The sequence below is a fragment of the Pseudomonas sp. LBUM1676 genome, from assembly GCF_059695605.1.
In genome coordinates, this window is record NZ_CP166777.1 from 1156945 (window position 1) to 1173093 (window position 16149).

Genomic DNA, 16149 nt, shown 5'->3' on the forward strand with positions numbered 1-16149 from the left:
GGAGGAATCTGCTCCCTGCCAGTTACATACCGATACGAGTACCGGGCCTGGCTTATTCAGCGCCTTCGTGTGGTTCCCAATCACGTGTACGGCTGACGGCTTTTTTCCAGCCGGCGTAGAGTTTTTCCTTGGCGCTTTCTTCCAGGGTCGGTTCGAATTCGCGCTCGATTATCGCCTTGCCGCGCAACTCATCCAGGCTGCCCCAGAAGCCACAGGCCAGGCCGGCCAGGTAGGCGGCGCCCAGTGCGGTGGTTTCGCGCATTTGCGGACGCTCGACCCGAGTGCCGAGGATGTCGGCCTGGAATTGCATCAGGAAGTTGTTCGCCACGGCGCCGCCATCCACGCGCAGGGCCTTCAGGCGTTCGCCGGAGTCCTGTTGCATGGCGTCGAGAACGTCGCGGGTCTGGTAGGCAATCGACTCCAGCGCGGCACGGATGATGTGGTCCACGCGCACGCCGCGGGTCAGGCCGAACAAGGCGCCGCGGGCGTACGGGTCCCAATACGGCGCGCCCAGGCCGGTAAAGGCTGGCACCAGGTACACGCCGTTGCTGTCCTTGACCTTGTTGGCGAAGTATTCGGTGTCGTGGGCGTCGTTGATGATCTTCAGTTCGTCACGCAGCCATTGAACAGTAGAGCCGCCGTTGAACACGGCACCTTCCAGCGCGTAAGCCACTTCGCCGCGCGGGCCGCAGGCGATGGTGGTGAGCATGCCGTGCTTGGACTTCACGGCTTTGTCGCCGGTGTTCATCAGCAGGAAGCAACCAGTGCCGTAGGTGTTTTTCGCCTGGCCCGGCTCGACGCACATCTGGCCGAAGAGGGCCGCTTGCTGGTCGCCGGCAATACCGCCGATGGCGATGCCGCTTTTGGTGTGGCCGTAGATTTCGGACGAGGACTTCACTTGCGGCAGCATCTCGCGCGGAATATCCAGCACCTCCAGCATCTTCGCGTCCCACTCCAGGGTGTGGATGTTGAAGAGCAGGGTGCGCGAGGCGTTGGTGTAGTCGGTGACGTGCACTTTGCCGCCGGTAAATTTCCAGATCAGCCAGCTGTCGACGGTGCCGAACAGCAGTTCGCCCTTGCGTGCGCGCTCGCGGCTGCCTTCGACGTTGTCGAGGATCCACTTGAGCTTGGTGCCGGAGAAGTACGGGTCGGTGACCAGGCCGGTGGTTTCGCTGATGTATTGCTCATGGCCGTCGCGCTTGAGCTGCTGGCAGATCTCGGTGCTGCGCCGGCACTGCCAGACGATTGCGTTGTAGATCGGGCGGCCGGTGATCTTGTCCCAGACCACGGTGGTCTCGCGCTGGTTGGTGATGCCGATGGCCGCCACCTGGTCGTGATGCAGGCCGGCTTGCGCCAGGGCCTCGACCATCACCGCGCTTTGGGTGGCGAAGATTTCCATTGGGTCGTGTTCAACCCATCCTGGTTGCGGGTAATGCTGGACGAATTCGCGCTGGGCGGTGCAGACCACGTTCGCGTCACGGTCGAAAATAATCGCGCGGGAGCTGGTCGTACCCTGATCGAGGGCAATGATGTAGTTCTTATTCTGAATGTCGGTCATGTCGATTGCCTTGGACGAAATAAGGGAGTGGGATCAGGCGCGGGATCGAATGGGCAGGATCGCACGCCAACGCTATCAAGAAGTTCGTGGTTTGCCGTCAATGGCCGGTGCTGCGTCCTTTGTAGCAGGTAGGGCGCTGGGCAGATGACGGGCAATCAGCCCGCGATAGGCGGCAGCACCGAGGCAGGCACCGACAATCGGTGCAAAAACCGGAATCAGGAAATACGGGATATCGCGCCCGCCGGTGAGGGAAATTTCACCCCAGCCAGCGAAGAAAGTCATCAGTTTGGGACCGAAGTCGCGCGCCGGGTTCATCGCGAAACCGGTCAGCGGCCCCATCGAACTGCCAATCACGGCAATCAGCAGGCCGATCAGCAGCGGAGCGAGCGGACCCTTTGGCAAGCCATTGTTGTCGTCGGTCAGGGACATGATCACGCCCATCAGGATGGCGGTGATGATCACTTCCACCAGGAAGGCCTGGGCCGTGGACAAGACCGGGTTGGGGAAGGTGGAGAACACCGACGCCAATTCGAGGCTGGCTTGAGTGCCCCGAACCATCTGGTGGGTTTGTTCGTAATCGAAGAACAAATTGCTGTACAGCGTGTAAACCAACAACGCTCCACAGAAGGCACCAGCGATCTGGGCCAGAATATAGAAAGGCAGTTTGCGCTTTTCGAAGTCGGCGAAAATGCTCAGGGCAATGCTGACGGCAGGATTGAGGTGGGCCCCGGAAACACCGGCGGTCATGTAGATCGCCATGCTCACGCCGATGCCCCAGATGATGCTGATTTCCCAAAGGCCAAAGCTGGCACCCGCCACCTTGAGCGCGGCAACACAGCCCGTACCAAAAAAGATCAGGAGCGCAGTACCCAGGAATTCGGCCATGCATTGGCTCGATAGCGACGGTTGTTGTAAAGCAGTTGTCATTGAAAACCTCGTTTATTGTTGTTGTCTGGCGCTTTTTTCATCGTGGTCAAAGCGCGATTTTCACCGAGGCAGGATCCCCATCCTGTTCTCGGCCTGCTGCTGGGTGCTGCGGTGATACATTCGTACAGTATTCAGATTCGAAAAAATATAGACAAGAAACGCTGCTGTCAAAGGTCGAAAGTGAACCGTCAGTCACAATCGAACTATTAGTCACGTGAATGACCACTTCGTTCACGGGGCAGGCCGGACATGGACGAACGGCACAAGGCGCCGCCAAGCCATTGAAATGGCAGCGCAATAGCGCCATTTGTCGATCAATGTCCTAGAATCCAGTGCAGAATTTTCCTTCTCTCACCACGCCTGGAGCTGCCATGACCCCCGCATTGGATTTGTTGAAAAAAGTTCGTGCCGAACATCGCGTGCACAGTTACGAACATGATCCGAAGGCAGCGTCCTATGGGCTGGAGGCCGCGCAGAAGCTGGGATTGGACCCGGCGAAGGTGTTCAAGACCTTGCTCGCGGCCAGTGAAAAAGGTGAATTGCTGGTGGCCGTGGTGCCGGTCGTCGGAAGTCTCGACTTGAAGGGCCTGGCACATGCTGCGGGGGTGAAAAAAGTCGAAATGGCCGATCCGGCCGCTGCGCAGCGATCCACCGGGTACCTGTTGGGCGGGATCAGTCCATTGGGGCAGAAAAAACGCTTGCGCACCTTTATCGACAACTCCGCCCAGCCCTTTGCCAGCATTTTTGTCAGCGCCGGGCGGCGTGGCCTGGAAGTCGAGCTGGCGCCTGCGGTACTGGCCGAACATACCCAGGCGAAGTTCGCCGATATCGGTCGCGCCTGAGGAGGGCAATCAGGTGCTGTATGGTGAAAATCAGCCGGCTCTGTCACTGGTGCCCGGGCTGGTGCGGCTTCATGCTCGGTTTCCGGACATAAGGAGAGTGTTATGCAGCTTGAGTTTCATCAGGTCGATGCGTTCAGTGATCGGCCGTTCAGTGGCAACCCGGCGATGGTCTATCGTCTCGATGCCTGGCTCGCCGACGAGTTGATGCAGAAAATCGCCGCCGAGCATAACCTCGCCGAAACCGCCTTTGTGGTGCGGGAAGGGCAGCACTGGCACATCCGCTGGTTCACCCCGAGTACCGAAGTCCCGCTGTGCGGTCACGCGACCCTGGCCAGCGCTTACGTGCTATTTGAAATCTACCGGGAACCGGTCGAGCGCCTGGACTTCATCTGCAAGTCCGGCCCCTTGAGCGTGAGCCGTGAGGATCAGCGTTTGTGGCTGGATTTCCCCTCCATCATCCCCTCGGAAGTGGGCGTGACCCTGGATGTCGAGCGGGCGCTCGGCGTGGAAGCGGTCGATGTACTGGGTTCGAATGAGTTGTTTGTGGTGCTGGAGTCAGAGCAAGCCGTGCTCGATTGTCAGCCCGACATGGTTGCCCTGGCGAAACTGCCGTGGCTGGGCGCCATCGTGACGGCGCGGGGCAACAAGCACGACTTCGTTTCCCGTTACTTCGCCCCGGCGATCGGCATCAATGAAGACCCGGTGACCGGATCGACCCATTGCAGCCTGATTCCGTATTGGTCGAAACGCTTGGGCAAGTCTAGCCTGACGGCTTATCAGTGTTCAGCGCGGGGTGGGGAGTTATTCTGCCGGTTGGAGGGCGATCGGGTGAAAATCGGCGGGAATGCAACCCTGGTCGCGAGCGGAACGCTGATCCTGGGGTGACTCAAAGCCAATGTGGGAGCGAGCCTGCTCGCGAAGGCTGCGTGTCAGTTGACGATGGTGTCGACTGATACACCGCATTCGCGAGCAGGCTCGCTCCCACATTACTTTGTCCGCGTGTAGTCAGCTGGCGGTGCTGTGACGCCGGACACCGGACTCGGTCGTCGGAATCTGCGCCGCCGTACTGCCCGACGCCTGGAACAACACCAGGTGTTCCGCCGCAACACGAATCCCGACCTGCGCACCGACCAGATGATCGGCATGGCTGGGGAAAATCGACTCAAGCTGCGCGCCGGTCGGCAGCTGCAGGCGATACAAGGTCGACGCCCCCTGGAAGGACTTGCCGACGATCCGCGCCTTCAAACCGTTGTCCGGCGCGTAAACGATGTCATCCGGACGCAGCAGCACGTCCACTGCACCACCGATCGGCCAAGTGTAAGCCCGGTTGCCGCGCAATTCGCCCAGCTCGGTCTGCACCGACTCCGGGCTGTTCAACAAACCGCGAATGAAGTAACCCTGGCCGATGAAGCTGGCCACAAAGGGTGTCAGCGGTTCGTGATACAGGTTGTAGGGCGTGTCCCACTGCTCCAGGCGACCCTCCCTGAAAACCCCTACATGGTCGCTCACCGCGAACGCTTCTTCCTGGTCATGGGTCACCAGGATCGCGCTGGTGCCACGGGCCTTGAGGATGTCGCGCACTTCGTGGCTGAGCTTGCGTCGCAGTTCGCCATCGAGGTTGGAGAAGGGTTCGTCGAGCAGCAGCAATTGCGGTTCCGGTGCCAGGGCCCGGGCCAGGGCGACACGTTGCTGCTGGCCACCGGACAGCTCATGGGGGAAGCGCTTGCCGAGGTTTTTCAGGTTGACCAGTTCCAGCAACTCTTCGATGACGCGACCTTTTTGCGGATGATTGCGGATCCCGAAGGCGATGTTCTCGGCCACGCTCAAATGCGGAAACAGTGCGTAGTCCTGGAACACCATGCCGATCCGGCGCTTCTCCGGAGCGAGGGTGAAACCGGCGCGGGAAATGGTCTCGCCGGCCAACTGGATTTCACCTTCGTGCACCGGTTCGAAACCGGCAATCGCCCGCAGGGTGGTGGTCTTGCCGCAGCCTGAAGAGCCCAGCAGGCAACCGATGTCGCCGGCATTCAAATGCAGGTTGAGGTTCTGCACGACCCGCTGGTCCTGGTAGCCGCAGGCGAGGTTGCGCAGGTTAAGCAGTAATGGATGGCTCATGCGTGGTGATACGCCGGCTCGACCAGAAACTCGAGCAGGGCCTTTTGTGCGTGAAGGCGGTTTTCCGCTTGATCCCAGGCGACGGAACGCTTGTCGTCGAGCACGTCGAGGCTGATTTCCTCGCCCCGGTGAGCGGGCAGGCAGTGCATGAACAGCACATCTTCGGCAGCCAGGTCGAGCAGGGCACGGGTGACCTGGAACGGCGCGAACAGCTTCAGGCGCCTGGCGGTTTCTTCTTCCTGGCCCATGGAGGTCCAGACGTCGGTGCTCACCAGGTGGGCGCCGCGCACGGCGTCCTTCGGATCGCGGACGATGGTCACCCGATCGCCAGCCTTGGCCACGAATTCAGGGTTGGGCTCAAAGCCTTGCGGGCAAGCAATGCGCAGCTGGAAGTCGAACTGGATCGCCGCTTCTATATAGCTGTTGCACATGTTGTTGCCGTCACCAATCCAGGCCACGGTCTTGCCCTGGATCGAGCCGCGGTGTTCGAGGAACGTCTGCATGTCGGCCAGCAACTGGCACGGGTGCAGGTCGTCGGACAGGCCGTTGATTACCGGCACGCGGGAGTTGGCGGCGAATTCGGTCAGGGTGCTGTGGGCAAAGGTACGGATCATCACCGCATCGAGCATGCTCGACATAACGATTGCGCAGTCGCCGATCGGCTCGCCACGGCCCAGTTGCGTGTCGCGCGGCGAAAGAAAGATTGCCTGGCCACCGAGCTGGATCATGCCGGCTTCGAACGAAATACGGGTGCGGGTCGAGGACTTCTCGAAAATCATCCCGAGCACGCGGTTTTTCAGAGGCTCGAACAGTACGCCGCGGTTACGCAGGTCCTTGAGCTCAACGCCTCGACGGATCACGCTGACCAGCTCTTCGGGCGTGCAATCCATCAGGGAGAGAAAGTGCCTTGCGCTCATCATTGACTACCTTTTGCAACAGACCGCAGATACTCAGAGCCTTGTTTAAATGAAAAACGGGCGAGACCTGCGGCGTAAGCCGCACGGGGCGACGAAATAGGGGAAGGCGCGATATTGACATTAAATGTCGCGTTTTTCCAATAGGCTACGGTGTTTGGGTATTTCAGAGGGGCTACGGCGGGACCGCATTAGCGCTTTTGAAGCCGGTTTACTGACAGCAGCCCGTCATTTGTACACCGGGCTTGCAGGACATTGCAATAAAACGAGACAGGGATGCCATGGCGACGGTCGGTTACTGACCCTGCCATTCGGAGCTTTGGTGGTCTGAAACATTTGATAAAGCAGGGGGCTGGGTTATAACTAAGGCTCAAGCGACGCAGGAAGCCTTTGGAATGGAATCGAAAGAACAGCAGTTAATGGAATTACTCGGCCTCACGGCCCGCTCACTGACCCATCTCACCGCCTCCATGACCTCGATGTCCTTCGAGCTGATGCGCAGTAACGACGAAGTCACCAAGGCCGCCGGCCGGCGGATGATCGACCGCATGGCGACGATCAGCACCGGTCTCGACGAGCACTGGCGGCTGATCGGTGAGCTGACCGGCGTGCATCTTGCCCAGGAACAGATCGAAACCATCCAGGAGATTCAGTTGCAGGCACCGCCCGGCGTGCCGCCAAACTGAATCCGGGCAGCCATCGGCTGGCCTGATGGCCACCAATTCACAAGACGAACGTCGCTGGCGCAGCGGCGGGGCACGCGCCATAGTTTTGTTCCCGCGGCCGACATCGCCCGCCCAGAACAAGACAGAGACTGGCCATGACCAAGACTCTCCATCACCGTGCCTGCCACCTGTGTGAAGCCATCTGCGGCCTGACCATCGAAACCACCGAGGTCGAGGGCGGCGTGCAGATCACCTCGATCAAGGGTGATGCCCAGGATACGTTCAGCCGCGGGCATATCTGCCCCAAGGCCGTTGCCCTGCAGGATATCCAGAATGATCCGGATCGCTTGCGTCAACCAATGCGGCGTGTTGGGAGTGAGTGGCAACCCATCGAGTGGGAAGAGGCCTTCAACCTTGTGGCCGAGCGTCTGGCGGCGATCCAGGAGCGTCACGGGCAGAACGCGGTGGCGGTCTATCAGGGCAATCCCAGCGTGCACAATTACGGGTTGATGACCCACAGCAATTACTTTCTCGGCCTGTTGAAAACCCGCAACCGGTTTTCCGCGACATCGGTCGACCAGTTGCCCCACCACCTGACCAGTCATTTGATGTACGGCCACGGCTTGCTGTTGCCGATCCCGGACATCGATCACACCGATTTCATGCTGATCCTGGGCGGTAACCCGCTGGCGTCCAACGGCAGCATCATGACCGTGCCGGATGTGGAAAAACGGCTGAAGGCCATTCAGGCCCGGGGCGGCAAAGTGGTGGTGGTCGATCCGCGCCGCAGCGAAACGGCGGCGATAGCCGATCAGCATCTGTTCGTGCGCCCGGGTGGTGATGCGGCGTTGTTGTTCGGGCTGCTCAATACGCTGTTCGCTGAAGGCCTGACCCGCGAAAGTCATTTGCCGGTGGACGGACTGGAAGAGGTGCGTGCGGCGGTGGCGGGTTTCACCGCCGAGGCCATGAGCCCGCTGTGCGCCGTGCCGGCCGAACAGATCCGCCAACTGGCGCGTGACTTCGCGGCGGCGCCGACGGCGGTCTGCTACGGCCGCATGGGCGTTTCGACCCAGGCCTTTGGCACCTTGTGCCATTGGCTGGTGCAACTGATCAATCTGGTCACCGGTAACCTGGACCGCGTGGGTGGTGCGCTGTGCACTGAACCGGCGGTGGATCTGGTGGCCTCGACTTCGGGCGGGCATTTCAATCTGTGGCAGAGCCGGGTGTCCGGGCGTCCCGAATACGCCGGCGAACTGCCGGTGTCGGCGCTGGCCGAAGAGATGCTCACCGAAGGCGAAGGGCAGGTCCGGGCGCTGATTACCGTGGCGGGCAATCCGGTGCTCTCCACCCCCAATGGCCGGCAATTGGAACAGGCGCTGGATGGCCTGGAGTTCATGGTCAGCGTCGACCTGTACATCAATGAAACCACGCGTTATGCCGACCTGATCCTGCCGTCGACCTCGGCCCTGGAAAACGATCACTACGACACCACGTTCAATATGTTCGCGGTTCGCAACGTCAGCCGGTTTAACCGCGCGATCCTGGCCAAGCCTGAAGGTGCGTTGCATGACTGGGAAATTTTCGTGGGGCTGGCCAAGGCTTTTGCCGCGAAGACCGGCAAGGAGCTGAAACCGACGATCCCGCCGGCGCAGATGATTGACCGTGGCTTGCGCATGGGACTGTATGGCGATGCATCTGCGCACAAGCTGTCGCTGGCGACCTTGTTCGATCACCCCCATGGCATCGATCTCGGGGCGCTGAAACCCAACCTGGCTGCGCGACTGAAAACGGCTGATCAACGAGTGCAGGCGGCGCCCGCCGCCATACTCGCTGACCTGGCACGCTTCGCTGCCCTGCAAGCTCCAGTCGCAGACGAGTTGCTGATGATCGGTCGCCGTCATGTGCGCAGCAACAACTCCTGGATGCATAACTATCACCGCCTGGTGAAGGGCAAGCCGCGCCATCAATTGCTGATGCATCCGGACGACCTGGCCAGTCGCGGGCTCAACGACGGGCAGCGCGTGCGGGTCAGTTCGCGGGTCGGCGTGATCGAAGTTGAAGTGCTGAGCAGCCTGGATATGATGAAAGGCGTGGTCAGCCTGCCTCACGGTTGGGGCCATGCGCGGCCGGGTGTGCAGATGACGATCGCTAGTGGCCAGCCGGGCTCCAGCGCCAACGACCTCACCGACGAATGTCAGCTCGATGAGTTGTCGGGCAATGCGGCGTTGAACGGCGTGCCCGTGACCGTGGCGGCGGCTTGAACATGTCTGTCGGGGAGACCGAGCAGGGCGCTCGGGTTTCCGTTACAATGCGCCACCGTGCCGACCTCTGAGTCGGAAAGTTCAGCCGAGGTGCTCCATGGATATCATCGAAACGATTAAAGAGCAGATTGCCAACAACACCATTCTGCTTTACATGAAAGGTTCGCCGAATGCCCCGCAGTGTGGCTTTTCTGCGAAAGCTGCGCAGGCCGTGATGGCGTGTGGTGAGAAGTTCGCGTACGTGGACATCCTGCAGAACCCGGAAATCCGCGCCAATCTGCCAAAATACGCCAACTGGCCAACCTTCCCGCAACTGTGGGTCGGTGGTGAACTGGTCGGTGGTAGCGACATCATGACTGAAATGTCTGCTGATGGTTCGCTGCAGGCCACCATCAAGGCTGCTGTAGAAAAAGCCGCAGCTGGCAAGACCGAAGCCTGATTGGTCTGAACACCGGTTTCGGGAAAACCTGAAACCCGTGTATCAAAAAGCCCTCGCTACCTTACGGTATCGGGGGCTTTTCACATTCTGTAGGAGCGAGCTTGCTCGCGATGGAGGTTAACGATAACGCGGGTTGTCTGGATGAAACGTGTTGTCTAAAGATTCTTCGCGAGCAAGCTCGCTCCTACAGTGATTACCCATCTTGTACAAATAAAAAAGCCCCGCCTCTGTAAAAGAGAGCGGGGCTTTTTGTTGTCTCGAGTTCAGCGGGCGCTGATTTACTCTTCGCCCATCTGCGACTGCAGATAATTCTCAAGACCGATTTTATCGATCAGGCCCAGTTGGGTTTCCAGCCAGTCGATGTGTTCTTCTTCGGACTCAAGAATATCTTCGAGCAGTTCACGGCTACCGAAGTCACCAACGGTTTCGCAATGCGCGATTGCAACCTTGAGGTCGGCATGACCGGTTTTTTCGATACGCAGGTCGCACTCAAGCATTTCCTGGGTGTGCTCGCCGATCTGCAGCTTACCCAGGTCCTGGACGTTCGGCAGGCCTTCGAGGAACAGGATGCGCTTGATCAGCTTGTCCGCGTGTTTCATCTCGTCGATGGATTCGTGGTATTCGTGCTTGCCGAGCTTGTTCAGACCCCAATCTTCGTACATGCGCGCATGCAGAAAGTATTGATTGATCGCGACCAGCTCATTGGCAAGGATCTTGTTGAGATGCTGGATGACTGTAATGTCGCCTTTCATGATGGGGTCCTGCCCTGTATTAGCTGTCTATAGGGCAGAGTTTGAGCCGCGCAATTAAGAGTGTCAAACCTAAGTTATTGAAACTTAAGTGAAAATTAATCGGAATAAGAATGTTTGTGTTCCGCGTCTAGCGCGTAAGCGATTGATTTTCAGACATAAAAAAACCGGACATCAAGTCCGGTTCTTCGAAACAGGGTAATTACGCGACACTAAATTCTACGGGATAAGGAATCGCCGCCTGGGACGATTGCAGCTTGGTCAGGGTTTCACGCACCACTTCCTTGGCAAGGCAGGCGCATTTACCGCATTGGCTGGCAACGCCGGTGGCCTGACGGACTTCCTTGTAGCTGCAGCATCCTTCATAGATTGCATCGCGGATTTGGCCGTCGGTGACGCCAGTGCAGAGGCAGACATACATAAGTGAAAACCGTCGCTGGTTGTGACTCAATTGCGATGGATCTTAATGTTAACGAGAATGATTGTCAAAGTGGTTTCTGAAAGCTTCCCGTTATAAGAGCGCTCGGCTGACGAACGGTTTCCTTCTGGGCGATCTGCCAGTAACCGCGATGACGACAATTTTACCTGCCTGGAAAAAACCGTTGAGGACAGCTCAAAAACGCAGTGTATGATGGCCGGTCCTTATGAAGCGGGTTGGTGTCACAGGGCTGTCGCCTGAAGGTGGCAGGCTGGCGCAAACCCGGAACTTCACGTTTTTACACCAGGAGATATCCAATGAGCGTACTCGTAGGCAAGCAAGCCCCTGACTTCACCGTACCGGCCGTACTCGGCAATGGCGAAATCGTCGACAGCTTCACCCTGTCGTCGGCCATCAAAGGCAAATACGGCCTGGTGTTCTTCTACCCGCTGGACTTCACCTTCGTTTGCCCGTCCGAGCTGATCGCTCTGGACAACCGCATGTCCGACTTCAAGGCGCGTAACGTGGAAGTGATCGCCGTTTCGATCGACTCGCACTTCACCCACAACGCCTGGCGCAACACCCCGGTCAACAACGGTGGCATCGGCGAAGTTCGTTACACCATGGCTGCTGACCTGAAACACGAAATCGCCAAGGCCTACGACGTTGAATCCGAAGGCGGCGTAGCTTTCCGCGGCGCGTTCCTGATCGACGACAAAGGCGTTGTCCGCTCGCAGATCATCAACGACCTGCCGCTGGGTCGTAACATCGAAGAGCTGGTCCGTCTGGTCGACGCTCTGCAATTCCACGAAGAGCACGGCGAAGTTTGCCCTGCCAACTGGAAAAAAGGCGACAAAGGCATGACCGCTTCGACCGAAGGCGTCGCAGCTTACCTGACCGAGAACGCTGCCGCGCTGTAAGGCACGTTTGAGGCATAAAAAAACCGGCCCTGGAGGCCGGTTTTTTTATGGGCGGGAGCAAGTTCCCTCGCCACAGGTTTGCGTCAGCGACAGGATCAGTCGTTGAAGTCTTCCCAGCCACCCATCTGCTTCCAGCGATTGACGATGCCGCAGAACAACTCGGCCGTCTTCTCGGTGTCGTAGCGGGCCGAGTGGGCCTCGCGGCCGTCGAAGTCGATATCGGCTGCCTGACAGGCCTTGGCCAGTACGGTTTGACCGTAAGCCAGGCCGGCAAGGGTGGCGGTGTCGAAGCTGGAGAACGGATGAAACGGGTTGCGCTTCATGTCCAGGCGCGCGACAGCGGCGTTAAGGAAACCCAGGTCGAAACTGCTGTTGTGCCCGACCAGAATCGCCCGTTTGCAACCGTTGGCCTTCAGGGCCTTGCGGATGCCGCGGAAGATATCGGTCAACGCCGCTTCTTCACTGACGGCCATGCGCAGCGGGTGATCGAGTTTGATCCCGGTGAATTCCAGGGCTGCCGCTTCGATGTTCGCGCCTTCAAACGGTTCTACGCGAAAGAAATAGGTGTGATCGGGGTACACAAACCCTTTTTCATCCATGCCGATCGTGGTCGCGGCAATTTCCAGCAAGGCGTCAGTGGCAGAGTTGAAACCACCGGTTTCAACGTCGACAACGACTGGCAGGTACCCACGGAAGCGTTCAGCCATCGGGTGGCGCGAGCCACCTCCGCCGCTTTGACCGTCCTGTTCGTCGTCGAAATGGTCTTCACTCACGCGTTTTCCTCCAGCAGGCGCCAGCGCAGTTTTTCACCGGCGCGCAGCGGGATTACAGTCAGCTCGCCAAAGGGCAGGCTGGTCGGGGCGGTCCACTCATCGCGGACCAGGGTGATGCGATCGGTGTTCACCGGCAAGCCATAGAAACGCGGGCCATTGAGGCTGGCAAAGGCTTCCAGCTTATCCAGCGCGTTGCGTTGTTCGAAGGCTTCGGCATACATCTCGATCGCGGCATAGGCGGTGTAGCAACCGGCACAGCCACAGGCCGTTTCCTTGGCGTGCTGGGCATGGGGCGCCGAGTCGGTGCCGAGGAAGAACTTGTCGCTGCCGCTGGTGGCGGCGTCGAGCAGGGCTTCCTGGTGCGTGTTGCGCTTGAGGATCGGCAGGCAGTAGAAGTGCGGCCGAATCCCGCCCACCAGCATGTGGTTGCGGTTGTACAACAGGTGATGGGCGGTGATGGTCGCGCCGACGTTGGCCGAGGCCTCGTTGACGAACTGCACGGCGTCAGCGGTGGTGATGTGTTCGAACACCACTTTGAGCGTCGGGAAACGCTCGACCACACGACGCATGTGCTCATCGATAAAAAGTTTTTCGCGATCGAACACGTCGACATCGCCACGGGTGACTTCACCGTGAACCAGCAAGGGCATCCCGACTTCGGCCATGGCCTCGAGTGCAGGGAAGATCTTGTCGATGCTGGTGACACCGGAGTCCGAATTGGTGGTCGCGCCGGCCGGATAAAGCTTGGCGGCGTGAATGAAACCGCTGGCCTTGGCCTCGCGAATTTCTTCGGGCTGGGTGCGGTCGGTCAGGTACAGCACCATCAACGGTTCGAAGCGACTGCCGGCCGGGCGCGCAGCGAGAATCCGCTGTCGATAGCCATCGGCTTCAGCGGCGTTACGCACCGGAGGTACCAGGTTGGGCATGATGATGGCGCGACCAAAGGTGCGCGCAACATCCGCAACGGTATTGGTCAACACGGCACCATCGCGAAGATGAATGTGCCAGTCGTCGGGACGCAGCAGGGTCAGGCGGTCGGACATGAGGGGATTCCAGGCGGGTCAAACTCTGGGGAATGCTACCGGAAAAGACTCTTCCAGGCACTCGCTATCAAGTTTTGCAGGAAGCTTCCGATATCCAACAGGTATGCCGTTAACAGTATGTGTCGGTGTTTTTGTGGAAGAAGCCAGTGGAGCCTCCCGTGCGCCAGCGTTATTTAGCCTTGCTCAGCGTGTTTGCCAGCCTGCCTGCGATGGCGCTCACTTTTCAGACCCGGCTGGAGAGCATCGAGTGGACGGTCGAAGGGGACAGGTTCGAATGCCGCCTGGCGCAACCGATCACCGATTTCGGCTCGGGTGAGTTCGTGCGCCGCGCCGGTGAGCAGGCAATCTTTCGTCTGAAGGCCTATAACGCGATGATCGGCGGCGGTTCGGCGATCCTGCTGGCGGCCGCAGCGCCCTGGCAGCCGGGGCGAGGCGATATCAACCTCGGTTCCGTGCAAATCGGCAGCGGCAATGTGCTGTTCAACAGCTCGCAGGTTCAGGCCGGGCGCTTGATCAGCGGCTTGATGGACGGCCGCAGTCCGGTGGTTCGACATTACTCGGGTGATGGCCGGGTCTCGGAGGTGCGGCTATTGCCGGTCAGGTTCAGCAAGGCTTTCAACGACTACCAGGGCTGTGTGGCAAAACTGCTGCCGAAAAATTTCGAGCAGGTTAAACAATCGCAGATCGGCTTCCCTGGCGAAGGCATCGATCTCGACGCGCAGGCAAAGGCACAATTACAGGTGATGCTGGAGTTCATGAAGGCCGACCCGACCGTCAATCACGTCGAACTCGACGGTCACTCCGACAACAGCGGCAACCGCCTGACCAACCGTGACCTGTCGCGGCGCCGGGCCCTGGCGGTCATGGGGTTCTTCAAGGCCAACGGCATTCAGGAATCGCAGATCACCCTGCGCTTCCATGGCGAACGCTATCCATTGGCGCCCAACACCTCGGCCGCCAACCGGGCGAAGAACCGCCGGGTCAATGTGCATCTGGCGCGGGTAGCACCCGCCGGTCCGCTGGCGCCTCAGGCAACCGCATCGGCGAGCGCGGCGAAGACTTCCTGAAAGGGCGGTAGTCGTCGCTCGCTCGACATAATCTGTCGCTTCGTCGTCATAAGCTGTCGCGCCTCTGTAAATTATTCTGCATGCCCGGTAGACTTGACGGCTTTCCGTAAACCCCGTGGAGTAATGGCATGGCGGACGTAAACAAGGTCGTTCTGGCGTATTCCGGCGGCCTGGACACTTCGGTGATCCTCAAGTGGCTGCAGGATACTTATAACTGTGAAGTCGTGACCTTCACCGCTGACCTGGGTCAGGGCGAAGAGGTCGAGCCGGCCCGCGCCAAGGCTCAGGCCATGGGCGTAAAAGAAATCTACATCGACGATTTGCGCGAAGAATTCGTGCGTGATTTCGTGTTCCCGATGTTCCGCGCCAACACCGTTTACGAAGGCGAGTACCTGCTGGGCACTTCCATCGCTCGTCCGTTGATCGCCAAGCGCCTGATCGAAATCGCCAACGAAACCGGTGCTGACGCCATTTCCCACGGCGCTACCGGCAAGGGTAACGACCAGGTTCGTTTCGAACTGGGCGCCTACGCCTTGAAGCCAGGGGTGAAAGTGATCGCTCCGTGGCGTGAATGGGACCTGCTGTCCCGTGAAAAGCTGATGGATTACGCTGAAAAGCACAACATCCCGATCGAGCGTCACGGCAAGAAAAAATCCCCGTACTCAATGGATGCCAACCTGCTGCACATCTCCTATGAAGGCGGCGTGCTGGAAGACACCTGGACCGAGCACGAAGAAGATATGTGGAAATGGACCGTCTCCCCGGAGAAGGCTCCAGATAAAGCGCAATACCTGGAACTGACCTACCGCAACGGTGACATCGTCGCGCTGGACGGCGTCGAAATGACCCCGGCCACCGTGCTGGCGACCCTGAACCGTATCGGTGGCGAACACGGCATCGGCCGCCTCGACATCGTCGAGAACCGTTACGTGGGCATGAAATCCCGCGGCTGCTACGAAACCCCGGGCGGCACCATCATGCTGCGCGCGCACCGTGCAATCGAATCGATCACGCTGGATCGCGAAGTGGCTCACCTCAAAGACGAGCTGATGCCTAAATACGCCAGCCTGATCTACACCGGTTACTGGTGGAGCCCTGAGCGCCTGATGCTGCAACAGATGATCGATGCTTCCCAGGCTCACGTGAACGGCGTTGTGCGCCTGAAGCTGTACAAGGGCAATGTGATCGTCACCGGCCGCAAGTCCGACGAGTCGTTGTTCGACGCCAACATCGCGACCTTCGAGGAAGATGGCGGCGCCTACAACCAGGCCGACGCGGCGGGCTTTATCAAGCTCAACGCCTTGCGCATGCGTATCGCGGCGAACAAAGGCCGGAAGCTTTTCTGAGGCCTTTGACCCTGTAGTGGTAGGACCGTAATGGATAGGTGGCCTTGTCGTTGACAAGGCCGCCAATCTGAAAGGGGGATGTTCTGCCTGTTATTGCGATGCAGTGTTCTGA

At 59.3% G+C, this 16149-nt stretch carries 16 protein-coding genes; 8 read left to right on the plus strand and 8 right to left on the minus strand.

What is annotated here, in order from left to right:
* Positions 1–52 precede the first annotated feature (52 nt).
* Positions 53–1558 (minus strand): glycerol kinase GlpK, encoded by a 1506-nt coding sequence (glpK, locus tag ACA041_RS05245; protein ID WP_497440174.1) that lies wholly within the window; start codon positions 1556–1558, stop codon positions 53–55.
* Positions 1559–1633: 75 nt separating this feature from the next.
* On the minus strand, positions 1634–2485 hold the full coding sequence (locus tag ACA041_RS05250; protein ID WP_497440175.1) for an MIP/aquaporin family protein: 852 nt from the start codon (positions 2483–2485) through the stop codon (positions 1634–1636).
* 371 nt (positions 2486–2856) lie between these two features.
* Between ACA041_RS05250 and ybaK the strand changes: the two genes are divergently transcribed.
* The gene (gene ybaK / locus ACA041_RS05255; protein WP_497440176.1) at positions 2857–3327 is read left to right on the plus strand and encodes a Cys-tRNA(Pro) deacylase; all 471 of its coding nucleotides are present in this window, start codon (positions 2857–2859) and stop codon (positions 3325–3327) included.
* Between the two features lie 102 nt (positions 3328–3429).
* Complete coding sequence (locus ACA041_RS05260) at positions 3430–4212, plus strand: PhzF family phenazine biosynthesis protein (protein WP_497440177.1); 783 nt, start codon at positions 3430–3432, stop codon at positions 4210–4212.
* Positions 4213–4332: 120 nt separating this feature from the next.
* On the opposite strand, the gene ACA041_RS05265 is transcribed toward ACA041_RS05260, so the two are convergent.
* Both ACA041_RS05265 and argF read right to left on the minus strand, forming a co-directional pair.
* Positions 4333–5442 (minus strand): ABC transporter ATP-binding protein, encoded by a 1110-nt coding sequence (locus ACA041_RS05265; protein ID WP_497440178.1) that lies wholly within the window; start codon positions 5440–5442, stop codon positions 4333–4335.
* Positions 5439–6359 carry an ornithine carbamoyltransferase gene (gene argF / locus ACA041_RS05270; RefSeq protein ID WP_497442009.1) on the minus strand — a complete coding sequence of 307 codons (921 nt, stop codon included), beginning with the start codon at positions 6357–6359 and terminating at the stop codon, positions 5439–5441. Before argF ends, ACA041_RS05265 begins: the two co-directional genes overlap by 4 nt.
* Positions 6360–6751: 392 nt before the next feature.
* Between argF and plzR the strand changes: the two genes are divergently transcribed.
* The 3 genes from plzR to grxD all read left to right on the plus strand — a co-directional run bounded on the left by plzR (position 6752) and on the right by grxD (position 9721).
* Positions 6752–7042, plus strand: coding sequence for a PlzR type 4 pili assembly inhibitor (plzR, locus tag ACA041_RS05275; protein WP_497440179.1), 291 nt, complete (start codon positions 6752–6754; stop codon positions 7040–7042).
* A 134-nt stretch (positions 7043–7176) separates the two neighbouring features.
* Complete coding sequence (locus ACA041_RS05280; RefSeq protein WP_497440180.1) at positions 7177–9282, plus strand: molybdopterin oxidoreductase family protein; 2106 nt, start codon at positions 7177–7179, stop codon at positions 9280–9282.
* Between the two features lie 97 nt (positions 9283–9379).
* Entirely contained in the window at positions 9380–9721 is a 342-nt protein-coding gene (grxD, locus tag ACA041_RS05285) for a Grx4 family monothiol glutaredoxin (RefSeq protein WP_046047090.1), read from the plus strand.
* Positions 9722–9999: 278 nt separating this feature from the next.
* Here the strand turns inward: grxD and bfr are convergent, their stop codons facing one another.
* Positions 10000–10473: a bacterioferritin gene (gene bfr, locus ACA041_RS05290; RefSeq protein WP_010457685.1), complete on the minus strand. Its 474-nt coding sequence runs from the start codon at positions 10471–10473 to the stop codon at positions 10000–10002.
* 199 nt (positions 10474–10672) lie between these two features.
* Complete coding sequence (locus tag ACA041_RS05295; RefSeq protein ID WP_497440181.1) at positions 10673–10891, minus strand: bacterioferritin-associated ferredoxin; 219 nt, start codon at positions 10889–10891, stop codon at positions 10673–10675.
* Between the two features lie 314 nt (positions 10892–11205).
* Between ACA041_RS05295 and ACA041_RS05300 the strand changes: the two genes are divergently transcribed.
* Positions 11206–11808 carry a peroxiredoxin gene (locus ACA041_RS05300; RefSeq protein ID WP_008032158.1) on the plus strand — a complete coding sequence of 201 codons (603 nt, stop codon included), beginning with the start codon at positions 11206–11208 and terminating at the stop codon, positions 11806–11808.
* 95 nt (positions 11809–11903) lie between these two features.
* Here ACA041_RS05300 and rnt read toward each other — a convergent pair whose 3' ends face one another.
* Together rnt and pyrC are read right to left on the minus strand one after the other, a co-directional pair.
* On the minus strand, positions 11904–12581 hold the full coding sequence (gene rnt / locus ACA041_RS05305; RefSeq protein ID WP_497440182.1) for a ribonuclease T: 678 nt from the start codon (positions 12579–12581) through the stop codon (positions 11904–11906).
* The gene (gene pyrC, locus ACA041_RS05310; RefSeq protein ID WP_497440183.1) at positions 12578–13624 is read right to left on the minus strand and encodes a dihydroorotase; all 1047 of its coding nucleotides are present in this window, start codon (positions 13622–13624) and stop codon (positions 12578–12580) included. The genes rnt and pyrC overlap by 4 nt, the downstream gene beginning before the upstream one ends.
* Before the next feature lie 158 nt (positions 13625–13782).
* Between pyrC and ACA041_RS05315 the strand changes: the two genes are divergently transcribed.
* Together ACA041_RS05315 and ACA041_RS05320 are read left to right on the plus strand one after the other, a co-directional pair.
* Positions 13783–14691 carry a flagellar protein MotY gene (locus ACA041_RS05315; protein WP_497440184.1) on the plus strand — a complete coding sequence of 303 codons (909 nt, stop codon included), beginning with the start codon at positions 13783–13785 and terminating at the stop codon, positions 14689–14691.
* Between the two features lie 128 nt (positions 14692–14819).
* Positions 14820–16037, plus strand: coding sequence for an argininosuccinate synthase (locus ACA041_RS05320; protein WP_007898502.1), 1218 nt, complete (start codon positions 14820–14822; stop codon positions 16035–16037).
* Positions 16038–16149 lie beyond the last annotated feature (112 nt).